The sequence below is a fragment of the Saccharopolyspora sp. NPDC045839 genome, assembly GCF_056431645.1.
Genome location: NZ_JBWKKH010000028.1, coordinates 1 through 19,263, shown reverse-complemented (window position 1 = coordinate 19,263; position 19,263 = coordinate 1). Strand labels below are relative to the sequence as shown.

Sequence of the window (19,263 nt, the reverse complement as noted above, 5' to 3'; positions counted from 1 at the left end):
GTTTTTTGGGGGGGGAAGGAAAAGAAAAGAAAGAAGGGGCAGTCGGGTCGGGAGGGGGGGGGTGCGGGGGGTTTTGGGGTCCCCGAACCAAAAAAAAACCCCCCCCGGCCCCGTTGCCTGCGCTCAGTCGCTCCGGGAAGCCGGTGCGCCGTGACCGGCTGAAACGACCGGACCGACCGAAGGTCGACGTCCGAATCGGGCACTTCGGTAGGGTCGGTGGTTGTGACAGTCGGATGGCCCGCTTCGCTGGATCTGCACCTGGACTGGGCGGGCCGGCCGGACAGCAGCAGGCTGGCCGAGGCGCTGCGCACCGCGATCCGCGACGGCCGCCTCCCGGCCGGCAGCCGCGTCCCGTCCACCCGCGCCCTGGCGCAGGACCTCGGCGTCGCCCGCGGCACCGTCACCCGCGCCTACGACCAGCTGGTCACCGAGGGCTTCCTGCTGTCCCGCCAGGGCGCGCCGACCACCGTCGCCGAACGGCTGGCGAGCCCGGACCCGATCGCCGCCCCGCCCGACCCGGAAGCGCCGGCGCCGCGCTGGGACTTCCGGCCCGGGCGGCCGAACCTCAGCTCCTTCCCGCGCCGGGACTGGCTGGCCGCCAGCCGCCGCGCCCTGCAGTCCACCCCCGACGGCGACCTCGACTACGGCGATCCGCAGGGCCACCCGGCGCTGCGGGAGGCCCTCACCGAATACCTGGCGCGGGTCCGCGCGGTGGCCACCACGCCGGAGCGGATCATCATCTGCAACGGCTACTCCCAGGCGTTGTCGCTGCTCAGCAAGGCCCTGCACGACCAGGGGCTGGACTCGATCGACTTCGAGGACCCGTCCCTGCCGCAGCTGCGCGCGATCCCCGCCGGCTTCGGCATGGCGGTGCGCGGCGTGCCGGTCGACCACGACGGCATCGACGTCGCGCAGCAGCTCAGCCGGGCCGTGGTGGTCACCCCGGCGCACCAGTTCCCGCTCGGCGTCGCCATGAGCTCGGCCCGCCGGACGGAACTCGTGCAGCTCGCGAAGGCCGAGGACCGGCTGATCATCGAGGACGACTACGACGGCGAGTTCCGCTTCGACCGCAGGCCGATCGGCTCGCTGCAGGGCATGGCGCCCAACCACGTCGCCTACGCGGGCACGGCCAGCAAGACCCTCGCCCCCGCCCTGCGGCTCGCGTGGCTGGCGCTGCCTCCGCACCTGGTGGCGCCGGTGCGCACGCTCAAGGAGCACAGCGGGCTGCATGCCCCGCTGTTCGAACAGCTGGCCATGGCGGAACTCATCCGGTCGGGCGCCTACGATCAGCACGTCCGCCGATCGCGCGCCGAGTACCGGAGGCGACGGGAGCAGCTCCTCGATGCACTGAGCGACCTGCGCGCGCACCACCGGCCTTACCCGGCCGGGATCTCGGCCGGACTGCACATCACCCTGCAGCTCGACCCGGAGGGACCGACGGAGCGAGAAGTCCTGACTCGGGCGCGGAAGCATTCGGTGGAGCTCGAGGTGCTCGGGCCGCACTGGGCCTCGCCCGGACAGCATCCGCCCGGCGTGGTCGTCGGCTACGCCGCCCCCGCGGAACACGCCTTCCGCCCCGCGCTGCAAGCATTGGTCACCGTTCTGCAGCGGTGACCCGATCGGGCGGCGCCGCCGGACCGCCCGACATGTCCGCACCAACAGAGGGGAACACCTGTTCTATTCTGGATTCCCCTCGCCGCGACACACAGGAGACAGAATTGACCGAAGAGCAGACGAGCGCCGAGCAGACCGCGTCGGCCCAGTCCGAGCAGGCCCAGCCGGAGTCGGCCCAGCCCGAATCGACCCAGTCCGAGCAGACTGAGTCGGCGCAGCTCGAGGCCGAGTCCGGCGCCGAGGCGGCGCCGAAGAAGCCGCGGGCCCGCAAGCAGAGCACAGCCAAGAAGACCCGGACGGTCGAGCTCACGCTGACGGTCACCGGCACCGCCGACGGCGAGTGGCAGGCCGACCTGATGCACGCGGGCAAGCGGATCGTGCAGGCCCTGCCGGTCGCGGCGGCCGCGGTGTCCAAGGCGGCCGCCGAGCTGCACCAGGACATCTCCGACACGATCGAGAGCGTGCTGAACGAGGCGCGCCAGCAGCACGAAGCGAAGCTCGCCGAACTGGAGGCCGAGGTCGAGCGGGTCCGCAAGGCCCTCGCCGAGCTCGAAGGCTGACAGCCGCGAACAGCCGGGCATGCCGTGCCGGCCCCTCGACGACACGGCATGCCCGCCGCAGTCCCGACCCGGTCGGCTCCGCCGACCGCATTACCGCGGGGCGAGCCGCGAGGCTGGGAGACTCCCAGATTCGGCGGCGACCCCGCAACTCTCGATACCGGCCGGTCGATCGAGCCCATGTTACGCCGCACGACATGCGCTTCCCGGCCCGAGAGCCCGGCCGCCTCTCTGCGATCCGCCCGGAAAACGCGTTTGGTCGAGCCAATTCCGGGCGGCCGATCGAGAAACTGCGCGCGTCATTGCGGTAAACCACGGCGTTGCGGCCGATGAATTCGATTCCGAATGCCGGTAATTCGAACGCAGTGGCGATGACCAGCCGGTACGCCCGGATCGAAAAGGGTTGCGCCATCTCCGGGATTTTTCCGGGTACTCGACCCGCCGCTCCGTCCGATGGGCAAGGATAGCCGATCGGAACCAGTCAGCACTGGGCCGAGGAGGCGAATCATGTCCGCGGATCTGGATGATCTGCAACGCAAACTGGACGCGCTCAAGGAAGCCGGCCGCCGGGCCGAGGAACGAATGGGCGATTTCGGCCAGATGCGCGAGCAGATCAGCGAGCTGCAGGTGGCCGCCACGTCCGCGGATCGCTCGGTCACCGTCACCGCCGGCCCCGGCGGCGTCACCGGCATCGAGTTCACCCAGGACGCGATGCGCCTGTCGCCCGCGCAGTTGTCCGGCACCGTCATGAGCACCTTGCGGCTCGCGGTCGCCGAGGCCGCCCGCAAGCAGGCCGAGATCGTGCAGGAGTACGTGCCGGACAGCGACGTCCTCGACCGCGTGCTGCGCACCCAGGAAGAGCTGTTCGGCGCCCAGCCCGAGCAGCACGAAGTGCCGGTCGACGACGACGAGCAGCCGGATTCCTTCCTCGACGGCAGGAGATGACGATGCCGGGGTACAAGGCACCCGCCGAAATGATCATGCAGTGCGGCGGCAACATCGGCGGGATGCACGCCGACGCGAAGGCCGTCCGGGACAAGGTCGCCGCCGCGGAGGTACCGGAGGTCTCGTGGGGGCTGCTCGGCCTGGCCACCACCTACAGCTCCTACCGCGACCTGCTGGAGAAGTTCAAGCAGCACCTCGACGAGATGAGCGAAGGGCTGACCAAGGCGGGCGAGGACATCACCGCCTGCGGCCGTGACTACCAGGAATCCGACGAGTCGATGGCCGAGATGTTCGGCAAGATCCTCGGCGAGGTCGGCAAGGGCGGCGGCGGTGGCGGAGGCGGTTCCTGGTGACCACCAACGCGGAAGCGATCAGCGAGAACAGCGCGCTCAACCCGGTGGCCCCGCGCGTCGACGGGTCGGCGTTCGGGAAGCTGCCGTTCGTCAAGGACATCATCAAGGCCGGTGACGACGCCGGCAAGGGCGACGTCGAGGCACTCAAGGGCGACATCGAGAGCTACCTGTCCAGCGCGACCAGCTTCGCGCTGGACCCGCTGGGGTTCCTCATCGGCACCGGCGTCGAGTTCGTGATCAACTTCGTGGCCCCGGTGCGCGACGCCATCCAGCTCGTCACCGGCGACAGCGAGGCGCTGGCCAAGAGCGCCCAGTCGTTCGCCGAGGTCCAGGACGAGATCAACAAGCTCGGCCAGCACCTGACCGACAGGCTGGACAGCGAGCTCTCGGACTGGGACGGCGAAGCCGCCGACGCGCTGCGCAAGAAGATGGCGAAGTTCATCGACGGCGTGCAGGCCACCGGCGGCCAGGCGAACAACATCTCGCAGCTGCTGCAGATGAGCGGCACCATGATGGAAGCCGCCGAGGGCGTGATCAAGGGCATCCTCTCCGACTTCCTGACCTGGGCGATCACCACCTGGATCACGGCGACGGCCTCGGCGGGCCCGACCTTCGGCGGCTCCATCGCCGCGGCCACCGCGGTGACGACGGCGGAAGCGGGCATCACCTGCGCCCGGGCCGCCCAGCAGATCCAGAAGATCACCAAGATCATCGGCCACATCATGGACGTGATCACGGCGATCAAGGCGATCCTGGACACGATCCGGATCATCGAGAGCGTCCAGCAGATCACGGACGGAAAGCCCGGCGGGGACGGCGGCAAGAGCCTGGCGGACATGGGCAGCAAGATCCTCGGCGGAGTGACGAAGGAAACCGCGGACGAGCGCAAGGTCGTGGGCCAACTCGGCACGGGATTCCAGTCCGAAGCCGAAGACCGCGGCTACACCGTCGACGACAAGTCGGGACACGTCACGGAGATCGACGCCGACGGCAACATCACCGAGCGGAACGCGCAGGGACGAGTCGTTCGCGACGCCGACGGCAACCCCGTCACCTACCAACGCGATGCTCCGTCCTACGGCGGCAAGGAGTTCGCCAAGTCCGGCTTCAACCAAGTCGCTGGCGGCATCGGCTCCGCTGCTGACGCCTTGGAGAAGCAGGCTCAAGGAGGCGGCTTCACCGACGTCCCGCCGGACGAAACGATCAGCGGCGACCTCAACTGGTGAACCACCTGACCAAGTACGAGTGAAGGGCACCTGAAACACCGCGGCTCACAGCGCCTCCTTGAGGCTGACTGTCTGGCGACGTGCGGGAAGCAAGTGCCCTTCACTTAGAAAATCAGCCAAACGGGAGCTGTAGCTGTGGCAAGGGGATGTGCTGGCGATCGGCTTCCACACCTGCGGGGTCTTGGTAGGCAGCAGGCGGAATCCAACCCGTCAGGAAGTGCGCCCAGCTGAGCAGGTCATCAACCGCTCTCGGGTTGAACAGCCACTCACCAACCCAGCACATCACCTTGCGCCCCGAGAACCGGAAATACGGTCTGGGCTGAACGTTCTTTCCCGCATAGGTCGCGAACGACTGGTACAGCCAGTGCACGCGTTCCGGGGTTACCACGGCTTGCACGTATTCCGGGCTGGCTCCGGAAATGTGGTAGGTGAACGCATCTGTCGATCTGCTCGGGTCGCCGATCTGCACGGTCACGACCGGCTCCCCCTCGGAACTCCTATTGGAGCACCCGAAGCCGAGCAGGCCAAGCAACCCTCCCGACTCTTCGCGCCGCTGGTAAACCAGTAGCTCCGGGACCGGCGACGGCAGCTCCAGCACCGCAACACTGGTCATCGACGTGGCAGTGCCGGACTTCGACGTGGTGACCTGCCGGTCGGTAGTGGTCGAATAGTACGAACCGGTCGTCGCGGTGTACTTGTACGAGTTGGCGATCTGCATCACCAGAGCCAGCATGCCTTCGTGCAGACCGGCCAGCAGCAAGGGAATGGCCTTGTGCTCGTAGTCGTGGAACGGCGGCCCGGGCAGCTGCCCAAGCATGTCCCCCGGCACGTCCCGCGCCATTCGCCAACCGCGCTGCGCTGCCCATTGCTGAAACGGATCCCCTGCCGGAGGGTGCATCGGCTGCTGCCACGGTTGTCCGGGCTGATTCATCCCCGCCTCCCATCACCGCCGCACACCGTAACTCGCCGCACCGAGCAGCACGGCAGAACGACAGCATCCACGGCGAGCCGCCTTTCACGCGGTGGCGCATGTGCTTGACCGAGTTGAGGGACTTTCCGCTGAAGCGCTGATCGCTACGTTGAAAACCCATGGTCAGCAAAGACTTTTGCGCAGAGGACCACGCGCGGATGAAGGTGGTGATCGACCGGACCGGCCCAGCGGTCCGTCGCGCCCTGAGCGAACTGGACCCCGAAAGCTGCGCCGAGTTCGAGCGCGAGTTCCACCTCGCGATGGCCGAAGCCGACGACGACTTCGACCTCAGCCGCGTCGAGAAGGTCCTCGGCCGCTGGTGGGCAGAGGCGTGCTCGGCCGCGAATCCCGCCCCGCACGTCGCTGAACTGCTGGAACGCATCAAGAACGGCGATGAGTCAATCTTCTCCGAAGAATGGCGCCCCCAAGCCGACGGCACCGACCTCGTCTATCGCAAGGACACCGAAGGAAACTGGTACTTCTCGCACGTGCGCCGCCCTGGAGAGCAGTGATGCCGGGCTACGACATCCGTTGGTGCACAGAAGCCGAACGGACGCGGGCCACGTTGCCGCACGAGGTCCGCACTGCAGTGGACGCGTTCGTCAAGGAGCTGAAGAAGAATCCCAGAACGCATGGAACCTACAACAAGCGCTTCGACTACTACTCGGCCAATTTCAAGTACGGCTTCATCCACTATGCAGTCGTCGACCAGGTACTGAAAATCGTCATGCTCCGCATCACCGCCGTCTACTAACCCGCGCACAGAGAAAGGCCCCTGTCCGGAGGAGTCGGACAGGGGCCCTTTGGTCAACTAGCTACTTCAGCGGTAGTCGCGGCCGAGGTCGTAGACGCCCAAGCGAACGGGATCGCTCGGATGCGCCTCGCGGAGATGGTGCCGCCCGGTGGGGTGGTCCGCACAGGCTGATTCGTCGGGGCCGGAGTCGGGGAACCTCGGTGGTATTTCGGGTCGACGCGGCGCTGTCCGAGGATGCGAGGTTCAGCGTTCTCGGCTTCGACGTCGGCTATGAGGCGCCAAACGGTGTACTCACCGTCGCCCCCGCCCGCATGTTGGCCGATGGGAATCTGAGTCCACCCATCGGGACCTGGGTGGCGAGCATGGCGAGGATCGCAGGTCGAACAGGACGAACGCGCTGAGCCGAATCCAGAACATGACAAGGGTTCCTGTCATGGCTTGAGGTGTGGCGTTTTCGCGCGAAACCGGCGTTTCGCGTGCGTGGCGGCGCCGTTTTCGCGCGAAAACGCCACCTTCACCCGGGAGTGTCAGGACCGAGCAGCGAGGACGTGCTAGCAGCACATGCAGGTGCCCTCGCGTACCCGGTCCACTTCGGAGCGATCGTGCAACTCCCCCGCGTCCGCCTCCTCCCCGCAGAACGCCACCACCGGCACACCCGCAGCGATCTCGTTGCTGCGATGGGGAAAGCGTGGCGGCCTCGAAGGCCCCGGAGCAGGGCGCCCTGGTTTTCGCCAAGGCCCAACTCCAGGCATTCCTGACCACCGTCAAGTCAGGCCGGCTCGACTTCTGACACCGGACGAACAAAGCCCCATCCCGGCGGTGCCGGGATGGGGCTTTGTTCGTATCAGCACAGAGAAGAGCCCCTGTCCGGAGGAGTCGGACAGGGGCCCTTTGGTCAACTAGCTACTTCAGCGGTAGTCGCGGCCGAAGTCGTAGTCGTCCAGCGGAACCGCCGCACCGGTACCGGTGCCGAACACGTCCGGGGTGTAGTAGCTGTCGTCGTAGGACGGGATCGCGTACGCGGCGGCCCGTGCCTCCTCCGTCGGCTGCACCTGGATGTTGCGGTACCGGTTGATGCCCGTACCAGCCGGGATCAACTTACCGATGATCACGTTCTCCTTCAGGCCGACCAGCTTGTCACTCGCGCCCTCGATCGCGGCGTTCGTGAGGATGCGGGTCGTCTCCTGGAAGGAGGCCGCCGACAGCCACGAGTCCGTGGCCAGCGACGCCTTGGTGATACCCATCAGCACCGGACGGCCGGACGCCGGGTCGCCGCCCTCGGCGACGACGCGACGGTTCTCCGACTCGAACTGCGAGCGCTCGACCGGCGAACCGGGCAGGAACTCGGTGGCACCCGAGTCGATGATGATGACCCGGCGCAGCATCTGGCGGACGATGACCTCGACGTGCTTGTCGTGGATGCCCACACCCTGCGACCGGTACACCTCCTGCACCTCGCGCACCAGGTGCAGCTGAGCCTCGCGCGGGCCCATCACGCGCAGCACCTCGTGCGGGTCGACCGCACCTTCCAGCAACTGCTGGCCGACCTCGACGTGGTCGCCATCGGCGATCTGCCGCTCGCTGCCGTCCACCGAGATCGCCGCGAGCCGCTGCCGCTTGGACAGCTTGTCGTAGACGATCTCCTCGCCGCCGTCGTCCGGAATGATGGTGATCTTCCAGTAGCGGTCGTTGTCCTCCATCCGGATCCGGCCGGAGGTGTCGGCGATCGGCGCCTTGCCCTTCGGGACCCGGGCCTCGAACAGCTCCTGGACACGCGGCAGACCGGTGGTGATGTCGTCACCGGCGACACCGCCCTGGTGGAAGGTACGCATCGTCAGCTGCGTACCCGGCTCACCGATCGACTGGGCGGCGACGATGCCGACGGCCTCGCCGACGTCCACCAGCTTGCCGGTGGCCATCGAGCGGCCGTAGCAGACCGCGCAGACGCCGACGCCGGACTCGCAGGTCAGCACGCTGCGGACCTTGACCGTGGTGATCTTGGCGGCGAGCAGCTTATCGATCGCCGGGTCACCCAGGTCCGAACCGCGGGCCAGCACGATGTTGCCGTCGGCGTCGGTGACGTCCTCGGCCGTCGTGCGTGCGTAGATGCTGGTCTCCACGTGCGCATCGCGCAGCAGCGTGCCGTCCGGCAGCAGCTCCGCGATCGGCATCCGGATGCCGCGCTCGGTGCTGCAGTCGGTCTCGCGGACGATGACGTCCTGCGAGACGTCCACCAGACGACGGGTCAGGTAACCCGAGTCGGCGGTACGCAGCGCCGTGTCGGCCAGACCCTTTCGGGCACCGTGGTTGGAGATGAAGTACTCCAGCACCGACAGGCCCTCGCGGAAGTTCGCCTTGATCGGGCGCGGGATGTACTCACCCTTCGGGTTCGACACCAGACCACGCATACCGGCCAGCTGAACGACCTGGGTCATGTTACCGGCGGCCCCGGACTTCACGATCACGCTGATCGAGTTGTCCTCGGGGAAGTTCGCCTCCATGGCCTCGGCGACCTCGTCCTTGGCGGCCGTCCAGACCTTGACCAGCTCGGCGTTGCGCTCCTGGTAGGACAGCGCACCGCGGCGGTACCGCTTCTCGACCTGGTCGGCCTTGGCCTCGTAGGAGTCCAGGATCTCGGTCTTGTTCGGCGGCACGACCACGTCGGTGATCGACACGGTCACGCCCGAACGGGTCGCCCAGTGGAAGCCGGCATCCTTGAGCTTGTCCAGGGTCTGCGCCACGGTGACCATCGGGTACCGCTCGGCCAGGTCGTTGACGATCGCGGCCTGCTTCTTCTTCGGCAGCAGGTCGTCGACGAACGGGTAGTCCTCGGGCAGCAGCTCGTTGAACCACACGCGGCCGAGGGTGGTCTCGGCCAGCCACGGCTGACCGGGCTCCCAGCCCTCCGGCAGCTGCGCCTTGTTCGGCACCACGTCGCGCAGCCGGATCTTGATCTTGGCCTGCAGGTCCAGCGCGCCGCGGTCGAAGGCCATGATGGCCTCGCCGACCGAGGAGAACGCCAGGCCCTCGCCCTTGGCGCCGTCCACCTGACGGGTCAGGTGGTACAGGCCGGTGACCATGTCCAGACGCGGCATCGCCAGCGGCCGGCCGGAGGCCGGCGACAGGATGTTGTTGCTGGACAGCATCAGGATCCGGGCCTCGGCCTGGGCCTCGGCCGACAGCGGCAGGTGCACCGCCATCTGGTCACCGTCGAAGTCCGCGTTGAACGCCTCGCAGACCAGCGGGTGCAGCTGGATGGCCTTGCCCTCCACCAGCTGCGGCTCGAAGGCCTGGATGCCGAGGCGGTGCAGCGTGGGAGCACGGTTGAGCAGCACCGGGTGCTCGGCGATGACCTCTTCCAGCACGTCCCACACCTGCGGGCGCTGGCGCTCCACCATCCGCTTCGCGGACTTGATGTTCTGCGCGTGGTTGAGGTCGACCAGCCGCTTCATGACGAACGGCTTGAACAGCTCGACCGCCATTTCCTTCGGCAGACCGCACTGGTGCAGCTTCAGCTGCGGGCCGACCACGATGACCGAACGGCCCGAGTAGTCGACGCGCTTGCCGAGCAGGTTCTGGCGGAACCGGCCCTGCTTGCCCTTGAGCAGGTCGGACAGCGACTTCAGCGGCCGGTTGCCCGGGCCGGTGACCGGACGCCCGCGACGGCCGTTGTCGAACAGCGCGTCCACGGACTCCTGCAGCATCCGCTTCTCGTTGTTGACGATGATCTCGGGAGCCCCGAGGTCGATCAGTCGCTTGAGGCGGTTGTTGCGGTTGATCACCCGGCGGTACAGGTCGTTGAGGTCGGAGGTCGCGAAGCGGCCACCGTCCAGCTGCACCATCGGACGCAGGTCCGGCGGGATGACCGGCACGCAGTTGAGCACCATGCCGCTCGGGTCGTTGCCGGTGGCCTGGAAGGCCGCCACGACCTTGAGCCGCTTGAGGGCGCGGAGCTTCTTCTGGCCCTTGCCGCTGCGGATGGTCTCGCGCAGCAGCTCGGCCTCGGCACCGATGTCGAAGGTCCCCAGCAGCGACTGGATCGCCTCGGCACCCATGCCGCCGGTGAAGTACTCGCCGTACCGGTCGTAGAGCTCGCGGTACAGGATCTCGTCGGCGATCAGCTGGCGGGGCTCCAGCTTGGTGAAGGTCTCCCAGATCTCGTCGAGCTTGTCGATCTCGCGCTGCGCACGGTCGCGCAGCTGCTTCATCTCGCGCTCGGCGCCTTCCTTGACCTTGCGGCGCTGGTCGCTCTTGGCACCCTCGGCCTCGAGCGCGGCCAGGTCGGCCTCGAGCTTCTGGGCCCGGGCCTCCAGGTCGGAGTCGCGCTGGTCGGCGACGCGCTTGCGCTCGACGCTGATCTCGCTCTCCAGCGTCGACAGGTCGTTGTGCCGCATCTCGGTGTTCACCGAGGTGATCACGTACGCGGCGAAGTAGATGATCTTCTCGAGGTCCTTGGGGGCCAGGTCGAGCAGGTAGCCCAGCCGGGACGGGACGCCCTTGAAGTACCAGATGTGCGTGACGGCGGCGGCCAGCTCGATGTGGCCCATCCGCTCGCGGCGAACCTTGGCGCGGGTCACCTCGACGCCGCAGCGCTCGCAGATGATGCCCTTGAACCGGACCCGCTTGTACTTACCGCAGTAGCACTCCCAGTCCCGGGTCGGGCCGAAGATCTTCTCGCAGAAGAGCCCGTCCTTCTCCGGCTTCAGGGTGCGGTAGTTGATGGTCTCGGGCTTCTTGACCTCGCCGAAGGACCACTGGCGGATGTCGTCGGCCGTGGCGAGGCCGATGCGGAGTTCATCGAAGAAGTTGACGTCAAGCACGTCGGGTCTTCTCCCTTGATCGAAAGGTTCTGCCGGGTAACACCGGCAGCGGTGCCAGGTTGGGTCGGACGCCGGTCCGCGAGATCAGCTCCCGCGGACCGGCGGCGAGGTTCAGTGCGCGAGGTCGTCGACCGAGGCCGACTCGTTGCGGGACAGGTTGATGCCGAGGTTGGCCGCGGCACGCTCCAGGTCCTCGTCCTCGCTGTCGCGCATCTCGATGGCCGCACCGTCGCTGGAGAGCACCTCGACGTTCAGGCACAGCGACTGGAGCTCCTTCAGCAACACCTTGAAGGACTCCGGGATGCCCGGCTCGGGGATGTTCTCGCCCTTGACGATCGCTTCGTAGACCTTGACGCGGCCGACCACGTCGTCGGACTTGATCGTCAACAGCTCCTGCAGCGTGTACGCGGCGCCGTAGGCCTGCATGGCCCAGCACTCCATCTCACCGAAGCGCTGACCACCGAACTGCGCCTTACCGCCCAGCGGCTGCTGGGTGATCATCGAGTACGGGCCGGTCGACCGGGCGTGGATCTTGTCGTCCACCAGGTGCGACAGCTTGAGGATGTACATGTACCCGACGGCGATCGGGTACGGGTACGGCTCCCCGCTGCGGCCGTCGAACAGCTGCGCCTTGCCGTCGCCGCCCACCATGCGCTCACCGTCGCGGTTCGGCTTGGTGGAGGCCAGCAGGCCGGTGATCTCCTCCTCCCGCGCACCGTCGAAGACGGGGCTGGCGGTGTTGGTGCCCGGCTCGACGTCGTAGAGGTCCTCCGGCAGGCGCTGGGCCCACTCGGAGTCGCCGTCGATCGTCCAGCCCTGGGAGGCGATCCAGCCGAGGTGCGTCTCCAGCACCTGGCCGATGTTCATCCGTCGCGGCACACCGTGGGTGTTCAGGATGATGTCCACCGGGGTGCCGTCGGAGAGGAACGGCATGTCCTCGGCCGGCAGGATCTTGCCGATGACGCCCTTGTTGCCGTGGCGGCCGGCGAGCTTGTCGCCGTCCTGGATCTTGCGCTTCTGCGCGACGTAGACCCGCACCAGCTGGTTGACGCCGGGGGGCAGCTCGTCGTCGTCCTCGCGGTTGAACACGCGGACGCCGATGACCTTGCCGGTCTCGCCGTGCGGCACCTTCAGCGAGGTGTCGCGGACCTCGCGGGCCTTCTCGCCGAAGATCGCGCGCAGCAGCCGCTCCTCCGGGGTCAGCTCGGTCTCACCCTTCGGCGTGACCTTGCCGACCAGGATGTCGCCGCCCTGCACCTCGGCACCGATGCGGATGATGCCGCGCTCGTCGAGGTCGGCCAGCACGTCGTCGGAGACGTTCGGGATGTCCCGGGTGATCTCCTCGGCGCCGAGCTTGGTGTCGCGAGCGTCGACCTCGTGCTCCTCGATGTGGATCGAGGTGAGCACGTCGTCCTGCACCAGGCGCTGGGACAGGATGATCGCGTCTTCGTAGTTGTGGCCTTCCCACGGCATGATCGCGACGAGCAGGTTCTTGCCCAGCGCCATCTCGCCGTTCTGGGTGCACGGCCCGTCCGCGATGACCTGCCCGGCCTCGACCCGGTCGCCCTCGTTGACGATCGGCTTCTGGTTGATGCAGGTGCCGTGGTTGGACCGGGAGAACTTCTGCATCCGGTACGAGCGGCGGGTGCCGTCGTCGGCCATCACCGTCACGTAGTCGGCGCACAGCTCCTCGACCACACCGGCCTTGTCGGCGGTGATCACGTCACCGGCGTCGACCGCGGCGCGCAGCTCCATGCCCGTGCCGACCAGCGGCGACTCGCTGCGCAGCAGCGGCACCGCCTGGCGCTGCATGTTCGCACCCATCAGGGCGCGGTTGGCGTCGTCGTGCTCGAGGAACGGGATCATCGCGGTCGCGGCGGAGACCATCTGCCGCGGCGAGACGTCCATGTAGTCGATCTCGGTCGGCGCGAGCAGCTCGACCTCGCCGCCCTTGCGTCGACCCAGCACGCGCTCGTCGATGAAGTTGCCGTCTTCGTCGATCGGCGCGTTGGCCTGCGCCTTGACGTAGCGGTCCTCTTCGTCGGCGGTCAGGTAGTCGATCTGGTCGGTGACCCGGCCGTCGACGACCTTGCGGTACGGCGTCTCGATGAAGCCGAACGGGTTGACCCGCGCGAACGTCGCGAGCGAGCCGATCAGACCGATGTTCGGGCCTTCCGGCGTCTCGATCGGGCACATGCGGCCGTAGTGCGACGGGTGCACGTCGCGGACCTCCATGCCCGCGCGCTCCCGGGACAGACCACCCGGGCCGAGCGCGTTCAGACGCCGCTTGTGCGTCAGGCCCGCGAGCGGGTTGGTCTGGTCCATGAACTGCGAGAGCTGCGAGGTGCCGAAGAACTCCCGGATCGCCGCCGTGATCGGGCGGATGTTGATCAGGGTCTGCGGGGTGATCGCCTCGACGTCCTGGGTGGTCATCCGCTCCCGGACGACGCGCTCCATGCGGGACAGGCCGACCCGGACCTGGTTCTGGATCAGCTCGCCCACCGTGCGCAGGCGGCGGTTGCCGAAGTGGTCGATGTCGTCGACCTCGACGGGCACGGTCGCGCCTTCGCCCTCACCGCGGGCGGGCATCTCGGTCTCGACGGCGTGCAGCCGGACCAGGTACTCGATCGTGGTGACGATGTCTTCCTCGGTCAGCACGCCTGCCTGGTACGGGTGGCCCAGGCCGAGCTTCTTGTTGACCTTGTAGCGGCCGACCCGACCGAGGTCGTAGCGCTTCTCCTTGAAGAACAGGTTCTCCAGGAGCGTCTGCGCGCTCTCCTTGGTCGGCGGTTCGCCCGGCCGCAGCTTGCGGTAGATGTCCAGCAGAGCTTCGTCCGTACCGGCGGTGTGGTCCTTCTCCAGCGTCGTCATCAACGTCTCGGAGAAGCCGAACCGCTCGCGGATCGCCTCGGCCGTCCAGCCCAGCGCCTTCAGCAGCACGGTGACCGGCTGCCGGCGCTTGCGGTCGATGCGGACGCCGACGGTGTCGCGCTTGTCGACGTCGAACTCCAGCCACGCACCGCGGCTGGGGATGACCTTGACGCTGAAGACGTCCTTGTCGGTGGTCTTGTCGACCGCCTGGTCGAAGTAGACACCGGGGGAACGGACCAGCTGGGTGACGACCACCCGCTCGGTGCCGTTGATGATGAAGGTGCCCTTGTTCGACATCATCGGGAAGTCACCCATGAACACCGTCTGGCTCTTGATCTCGCCAGTGGTGTGGTTGGTGAACTCCGCGGTGACGAACAGCGGGGCCGCGTAGGTCATGTCCTTGTCCTTGCACTCCTCGACGGAGGCCTTGACCTCGTCGAAGCGTGGGTCGGAGAAGGACAGCGACATCGATCCGGAGAAGTCCTCGATCGGGGAGATCTCGCTGAGGACCTCCTCAAGACCGCCAACCGGATTCTCCTCGCCGGCGTCGACCCGGCGCTGGAACCAGGCCTCGTTACCGACAAGCCATTCGAAGGACTGGATCTGCAGGTCTAGCAGGTTCGGCACGTTCAACGGTTCGCGAATGTTCGCGAACGAGACCCGCTTGGGTGCCCCAGGGATCCCCGACGTGTAGTTGGAAGCTGCAGAGACCTTGGTCGCGCGGGAGACTGCCAAGATGCGTCCTTCCGGGACTCTGAACTGGCTACAGCCGCATCAGCGAAAGTGCCCGGCGAAGTGACCGACGGGGGTCCGTACCCGCTGGCACAGTTCGCTAACACAGCTGTCAAGGGTGCAATGGCGCCCACGATCCTACGGTCCGGTGCAGGACAGACGGAAAGAGGGCAGCGCAAAGTAGCAGTCTAGCCGGAACTACGCCAGCTGTCGAGGGGGCCCACCGATGGCGGCCCAGCCCCGCGTTGAGCACCAGAGTGAACCCGCGCGAGCCCGCAGTCAAGAGATCACGCTTCGATCACCCTCGTGGCGCAAAACACGATCACCGCTCGTGACCATCAGAGGCATCGTCTTGCCTGGTCAGCGCGCCATCTCCAGGCAACTGCAGGGACCCCGCGGCGACACTCCCGGCACCCCTCCGAACGGCCCTTGACAGTTCCGCCGGCGATCGCCCCACGAGTGACGAGCACCTCAACATCCGGGATCGCGTTCCCTATTCCTGGGACGACTCGGCCGAACGGAGCCATTCCCGCAAACCCGCCCCGCCACATTCACCCCGCGTGCTCACATCGACACCTGCAGTCATTTCCATTCCCGAAGAATTCGATCTTCGAATTCCCGATCCCACCCGGGGAGGCGCGGAGTGCCACCGAGCACGCAACGTCGCGATGCGCGCACGGCGCGGGATCGGGCGCTCACCCGCATTCGTCCTGTGTGGACGAGATTGGGGCGAGCACGGACCGCGCACGGCCCGGCACGGCGGGAAAGATCCGGCCGACGCGATCACCCGAGCACGACGACGACCGCCGCCCGATCTCGGAGTCGCCGCCGCCGGCGCGTGCCCGCCGTGAGCAGCAATGGTCGCAGCAATGACATTGGCCGCTCGCGAACCGGTACTTTCGATCAGGAGCGCTTAACGAATGGCGCCTTCGGGCACAACTGCCCGACAGCACGATCTCAGGTGATGCACGCGGGCTATTCGGCGCTCGCGTCCGCCGGTAGCGTGATACGCCCCACCTGTTCCAGGTGCCCCGGTTGAGCAGGCCACAGGAGAACCGACCGATGACAGACGATGCAAGCCGCGCGAGCGAACGGTTCAGCGGGCTGCAGCGTTGGACAGGGGGGCCGGATCGCAGCGGTTCCAGCTCGAGCTGGTTCGCCGCCGAGCCGGAGGACGCCACGCCCCCACCCCGGCAGGCCCCGCAACCTGCCGAGGCGCCGGCCCCCGAACCCCGGCGCAGCGCCGAGCAGCGCTACGCCGACGCCATCGCGGCGATGAACAAGATCGTCACCACCCTGGACTTCGAGCAGCTGCCCTGGGTGACCGAGGTGTTCCGGGCGACCGCCGGAGTGCTGCACGAGAACGACCCCGCGCGCGCGGGCGTGCTCAACAACCTGGGCAGCGCCGCGCAGCTGACGCACGTGCGCAGCGGCTCGCTGGCCGACCTGGAAGACGCGATCTCCTACTACCGGTCGGCGCGGGACTCGGCGCACAGCAGCGACCAGGACCGCGTCCTCTACCAGTGCAACCTCGCGCTGGCGCTCACCGATCTCGCGAGCAAGACCGACAGCACCTCGTCGGCGGCGGAGAGCGTGCAGGTCGCGCGGGAGACCGTCGAGCAGACGCCGCGCCGCGACCAGCGCCGCGCGATGGCGCTGATCCGGCTGGCCAACGCGTTGCGGCTGCACGCCCGGCTGGCCGACGCGCCGCAGTCCGACGACGAGTCGATCGACGTGTTCCGGGAGGCCGCCCGGATCTCGCCGGCCAACGACCCGGCCACCTCCGAGCTGCTGATCAACCTCGGCGCGGCGCTGCTGCGCCGGTTCGAGCGCGGCGGCTCGTCCGAGGACCTCGACGAGGGCATCAAGCACCTCGGTTCCGGCGCCGGCGCCCTCGCCGACGGCGAACCGCGGCGGGCCGCGCTGTGCCACCTGGCCAAGGCGCTGCGGCTGCGGTTCCAGCGCAACGGCGATCTGACCGATCTGAACTCGGCGATCAGCGAGCTGATCGGCGTGCTCGGCATGCTGGAAAGCGGAAATCCCTTGCTGGGCACGGCGATCTGGCACCTCGCCGCGGCGACCGTCGAGCACGTCGACGCCACCGGCGAGGCGAGCCAGCTGCGCCGCGTGCTGCGGCCGATCGCGCCCGCGGTGCGCGCGATGTCCGCCGACGACCAGAGCCGTTCCGTCGCCCTCACCGGTTACGCGACCTTGCTGCGCAGGCATTTCCTGCACGGCGGGGAGGCCAAGGTGCTGGACACCGCGGTCACCGCAGGCGAGGCCGCGGTGGAGGCGGCGAGCGCGGCGGACCGCGGCGCGATGCTGCACTCGCTGGTCACCACGTTGATCGGCCGCTTCGAGCACCACGGGGAGGCCTCCGACCTGGACCGGGCGGCCGAGATCGCGCGCGAAGCCGCGAAGCTCGACGCGGCGTCGCAGCCCGCGGCGTGGGCGCAGCTCGGCATCGTCTCGGCGCACCGGTTCCGGTTGACCGCCAAGACGCGGGACATCGAGACCGCCATCGAGCTGCTGGACCAGGCGCTCATCGCGATGCCGGCGACCGCGCCGAACCGCGCGGGCATCGCCGTCCACCTCGGCCGCGCCCTGCGCACGCTCTACCAGCGCAGCGGGCGGCGGCGGTACTACCGGTGGGCGCGCAAGGTGCTGATGGAGGCCGCGGAGCAGCCCAACGCCCCCGCCGACCAGCGGATCCGGGCGGCGAGCCTGTCCGGTCAGATCTGCGCGCAGGCGCACCGGTGGTCGGAGGCGCTGGAGTCGTTCGAGGTCGCGGTCGACCTGCTGCCGCTGGTCACGCGCGGCAAGCGGGTCGTCGCGTCGCCCGTCTCGCAGCAGCGGTGGGCGTCGATCGCGGCCGATGCCGCGGCGTGCGCGTTGGAGAGCGGCACGCCCGAGCGGGCAGTGGAGCTTCTGGAGCACGGGCAGAACGCGGTCCTGGCGGACTTCCTGCCGACCGGCGGAGAGCTCGGCGCGCTGCACCGCACCCACCCCGACCTCGCGGACGAGGCGGTCCGGGTGCGACGGCTGCTGGACCGGCCGGTGGACGAGCCGGTGCTCATCGGGTCCGACGACCGGATGCGGCTGGCGCACACCTGGGACGAGCTGCTCGCGGAGATCCGCGAGGTGCAGCCGGGCCACCTGCTGCGCACGCCGATCGAGAAGCTGTCGGCCGCGGTGCCGGACGGCTGCGCGGCGCTGGTCAACCTCAGCCGCTACCGGTCGGATGCGCTGGTGCTCATCGCCGGGCGAGTGCTGACCGTGCCGCTGCCGAACGCCGCGCCGGAGACCGCGGCCGACCGGGCGAGCGAGCTGCTGGCCGCCGCGCAGCAGGACGACCACGAGGCGCTGGCCGATGCCCTCGACTGGACCTGGGACCGGATCGCGCGCCCGGTCATGGAGCGGATGGGCTACCTGCGCACGCCGGAGCCGGGCGCCCGGTGGCCGAGGATGTGGTGGAGCGCCCTCGGCGCGATGGCGTTCCTCCCGGTGCACGCGGCGACCTCGCGGGCTGGCGAGTCCACTTTGGACCGCGTGGTGTCGTCGTACACCCCGACGCTGGGCTGCCTGCTCCGGGCGACGCAGCGGCCGGTGCCGACGGGCGGCCGGGCCCTGGTGGCGGCCGGATCGGCCGAGCAGGTCGGGCGGGAACTCCCGCCGCAGAACCAGATCCTGGCGCAGTACTGGCCGTCGGCGGAGATCGCGTCGGTGGAGAGCACCAGCGCGACCGAGATGCTGCAGCTGCTGCCGGAACACCCGTGGCTGCACGTGTGCGAGCCGAGTTCGCAGTTCCCAGGACAGCCCGCCGCGGGGCTGCTGCTGGACCGCGAGTCGCCGCACCGGCCGCTGGGCGTGGTCGAACTGGGCCAGGCACCGTTGGAGGAAGCGGAGTTCGGCTACCTCGGCCAGTGCGCGACGGCGGCCGACCCGCCGTGCGCGGCGGCGGTGTCCCTCCCCGGAGCGCTGGGCTTCGCGGGGTTCACGCACGTCATCGGCACCCTGTGGGAGATCGACCCGGAGAGCGCGGTGCAGGTGCACGCCGACGTCTACGCCGCGGTGTTCGGCGGCGAGGAGTTCGACACGGACCGCTCGTCCTACGCCCTGCACAACGCGGCTCGCCAGCTCCGGGCCCGCTATCCCGAGGAGCACTGCATCTGGGCAGCGCACGTCCACATCGGACCGTGACGCCATCCCGGGCAGAACCGGGGCACTCCCGCAGCCGCACCGGCCGCAGGACCGGGAGAAGTCCCGATTTCAGGCGAAATCGCAAGGCCGGCGGTAGCGCGGCCGCGAGCCTGGGTCGCGTTCCAATTTTAGGGGTCGTTTCAGAATGGGGTGAGTTTGCGGGCGAGGATCATGCAGTGTCCTAGCTGGAGGAAGGCGTCGTGCATGAAGTCGTGGGCTTC

At 68.4% G+C, this 19,263-nt stretch carries 12 protein-coding genes; 9 read left to right on the top strand and 3 right to left on the bottom strand.

Annotated elements, in window-relative coordinates; genetic code table 11:
* The first annotated feature begins 222 nt into the window (after window positions 1-222).
* From pdxR to AC07EQ_RS31100, 5 genes are all read left to right on the top strand, one after another.
* On the top strand, window positions 223-1,614 hold the full coding sequence (pdxR, locus tag AC07EQ_RS31120) for a MocR-like pyridoxine biosynthesis transcription factor PdxR (RefSeq protein WP_478391431.1): 1,392 nt from the start codon (window positions 223-225) through the stop codon (window positions 1,612-1,614).
* Window positions 1,615-1,718: 104 nt separating this feature from the next.
* Window positions 1,719-2,174 (top strand): DUF6319 family protein, encoded by a 456-nt coding sequence (locus AC07EQ_RS31115; RefSeq protein ID WP_478391430.1) that lies wholly within the window; start codon window positions 1,719-1,721, stop codon window positions 2,172-2,174.
* Between the two features lie 504 nt (window positions 2,175-2,678).
* Window positions 2,679-3,116 carry a YbaB/EbfC family nucleoid-associated protein gene (locus AC07EQ_RS31110; RefSeq protein ID WP_478391429.1) on the top strand — a complete coding sequence of 146 codons (438 nt, stop codon included), beginning with the start codon at window positions 2,679-2,681 and terminating at the stop codon, window positions 3,114-3,116.
* Window positions 3,117-3,118: 2 nt separating this feature from the next.
* Complete coding sequence (locus tag AC07EQ_RS31105) at window positions 3,119-3,469, top strand: WXG100 family type VII secretion target (RefSeq protein ID WP_478391428.1); 351 nt, start codon at window positions 3,119-3,121, stop codon at window positions 3,467-3,469.
* Complete coding sequence (locus AC07EQ_RS31100) at window positions 3,466-4,695, top strand: WXG100 family type VII secretion target (protein WP_478391427.1); 1,230 nt, start codon at window positions 3,466-3,468, stop codon at window positions 4,693-4,695. The genes AC07EQ_RS31105 and AC07EQ_RS31100 overlap by 4 nt, the downstream gene beginning before the upstream one ends.
* Before the next feature lie 112 nt (window positions 4,696-4,807).
* Here AC07EQ_RS31100 and AC07EQ_RS31095 read toward each other — a convergent pair whose 3' ends face one another.
* Window positions 4,808-5,626, bottom strand: coding sequence for a hypothetical protein (locus AC07EQ_RS31095; protein WP_478391426.1), 819 nt, complete (start codon window positions 5,624-5,626; stop codon window positions 4,808-4,810).
* Window positions 5,627-5,832: 206 nt separating this feature from the next.
* Here AC07EQ_RS31095 and AC07EQ_RS31090 point away from each other — a divergent pair, with 206 nt between their 5' ends.
* From AC07EQ_RS31090 to AC07EQ_RS31080, 3 genes are all read left to right on the top strand, one after another.
* Complete coding sequence (locus AC07EQ_RS31090) at window positions 5,833-6,177, top strand: DUF6247 family protein (protein WP_478391425.1); 345 nt, start codon at window positions 5,833-5,835, stop codon at window positions 6,175-6,177.
* Window positions 6,177-6,419, top strand: a complete 243-nt coding sequence (locus AC07EQ_RS31085; RefSeq protein ID WP_478391424.1) for a hypothetical protein — start codon at window positions 6,177-6,179, stop codon at window positions 6,417-6,419. Before AC07EQ_RS31090 ends, AC07EQ_RS31085 begins: the two co-directional genes overlap by 1 nt.
* Window positions 6,420-7,107: 688 nt before the next feature.
* Window positions 7,108-7,209, top strand: a complete 102-nt coding sequence (locus AC07EQ_RS31080; RefSeq protein WP_478391423.1) for a DUF397 domain-containing protein — start codon at window positions 7,108-7,110, stop codon at window positions 7,207-7,209.
* A gap of 118 nt (window positions 7,210-7,327) precedes the next feature.
* Here AC07EQ_RS31080 and AC07EQ_RS31075 read toward each other — a convergent pair whose 3' ends face one another.
* Window positions 7,328-11,239, bottom strand: a complete 3,912-nt coding sequence (locus AC07EQ_RS31075; RefSeq protein WP_478391422.1) for a DNA-directed RNA polymerase subunit beta' — start codon at window positions 11,237-11,239, stop codon at window positions 7,328-7,330.
* 111 nt (window positions 11,240-11,350) lie between these two features.
* Window positions 11,351-14,845, bottom strand: a complete 3,495-nt coding sequence (gene rpoB, locus AC07EQ_RS31070) for a DNA-directed RNA polymerase subunit beta (protein WP_478391421.1) — start codon at window positions 14,843-14,845, stop codon at window positions 11,351-11,353.
* A gap of 1,059 nt (window positions 14,846-15,904) precedes the next feature.
* Here rpoB and AC07EQ_RS31065 point away from each other — a divergent pair.
* A complete protein-coding gene (locus AC07EQ_RS31065; RefSeq protein ID WP_478391420.1) occupies window positions 15,905-19,042 on the top strand; it encodes a CHAT domain-containing protein in 3,138 nt (1,045 codons plus the stop codon).
* The last annotated feature ends 221 nt before the right edge of the window (window positions 19,043-19,263 follow it).

Coding starts and splice junctions, on each gene's coding strand:
- AC07EQ_RS31110 (WP_478391429.1), top strand. CDS start 2,679: ATGTCCGCGGATCTGGATGATCTGCAACGCAAACTGGACGCGCTCAAG.
- AC07EQ_RS31105 (WP_478391428.1), top strand. CDS start 3,119: ATGCCGGGGTACAAGGCACCCGCCGAAATGATCATGCAGTGCGGCGGC.
- AC07EQ_RS31095 (WP_478391426.1), bottom strand. CDS start 5,626: ATGAATCAGCCCGGACAACCGTGGCAGCAGCCGATGCACCCTCCGGCA.
- AC07EQ_RS31085 (WP_478391424.1), top strand. CDS start 6,177: ATGCCGGGCTACGACATCCGTTGGTGCACAGAAGCCGAACGGACGCGG.
- AC07EQ_RS31065 (WP_478391420.1), top strand. CDS start 15,905: ATGACAGACGATGCAAGCCGCGCGAGCGAACGGTTCAGCGGGCTGCAG.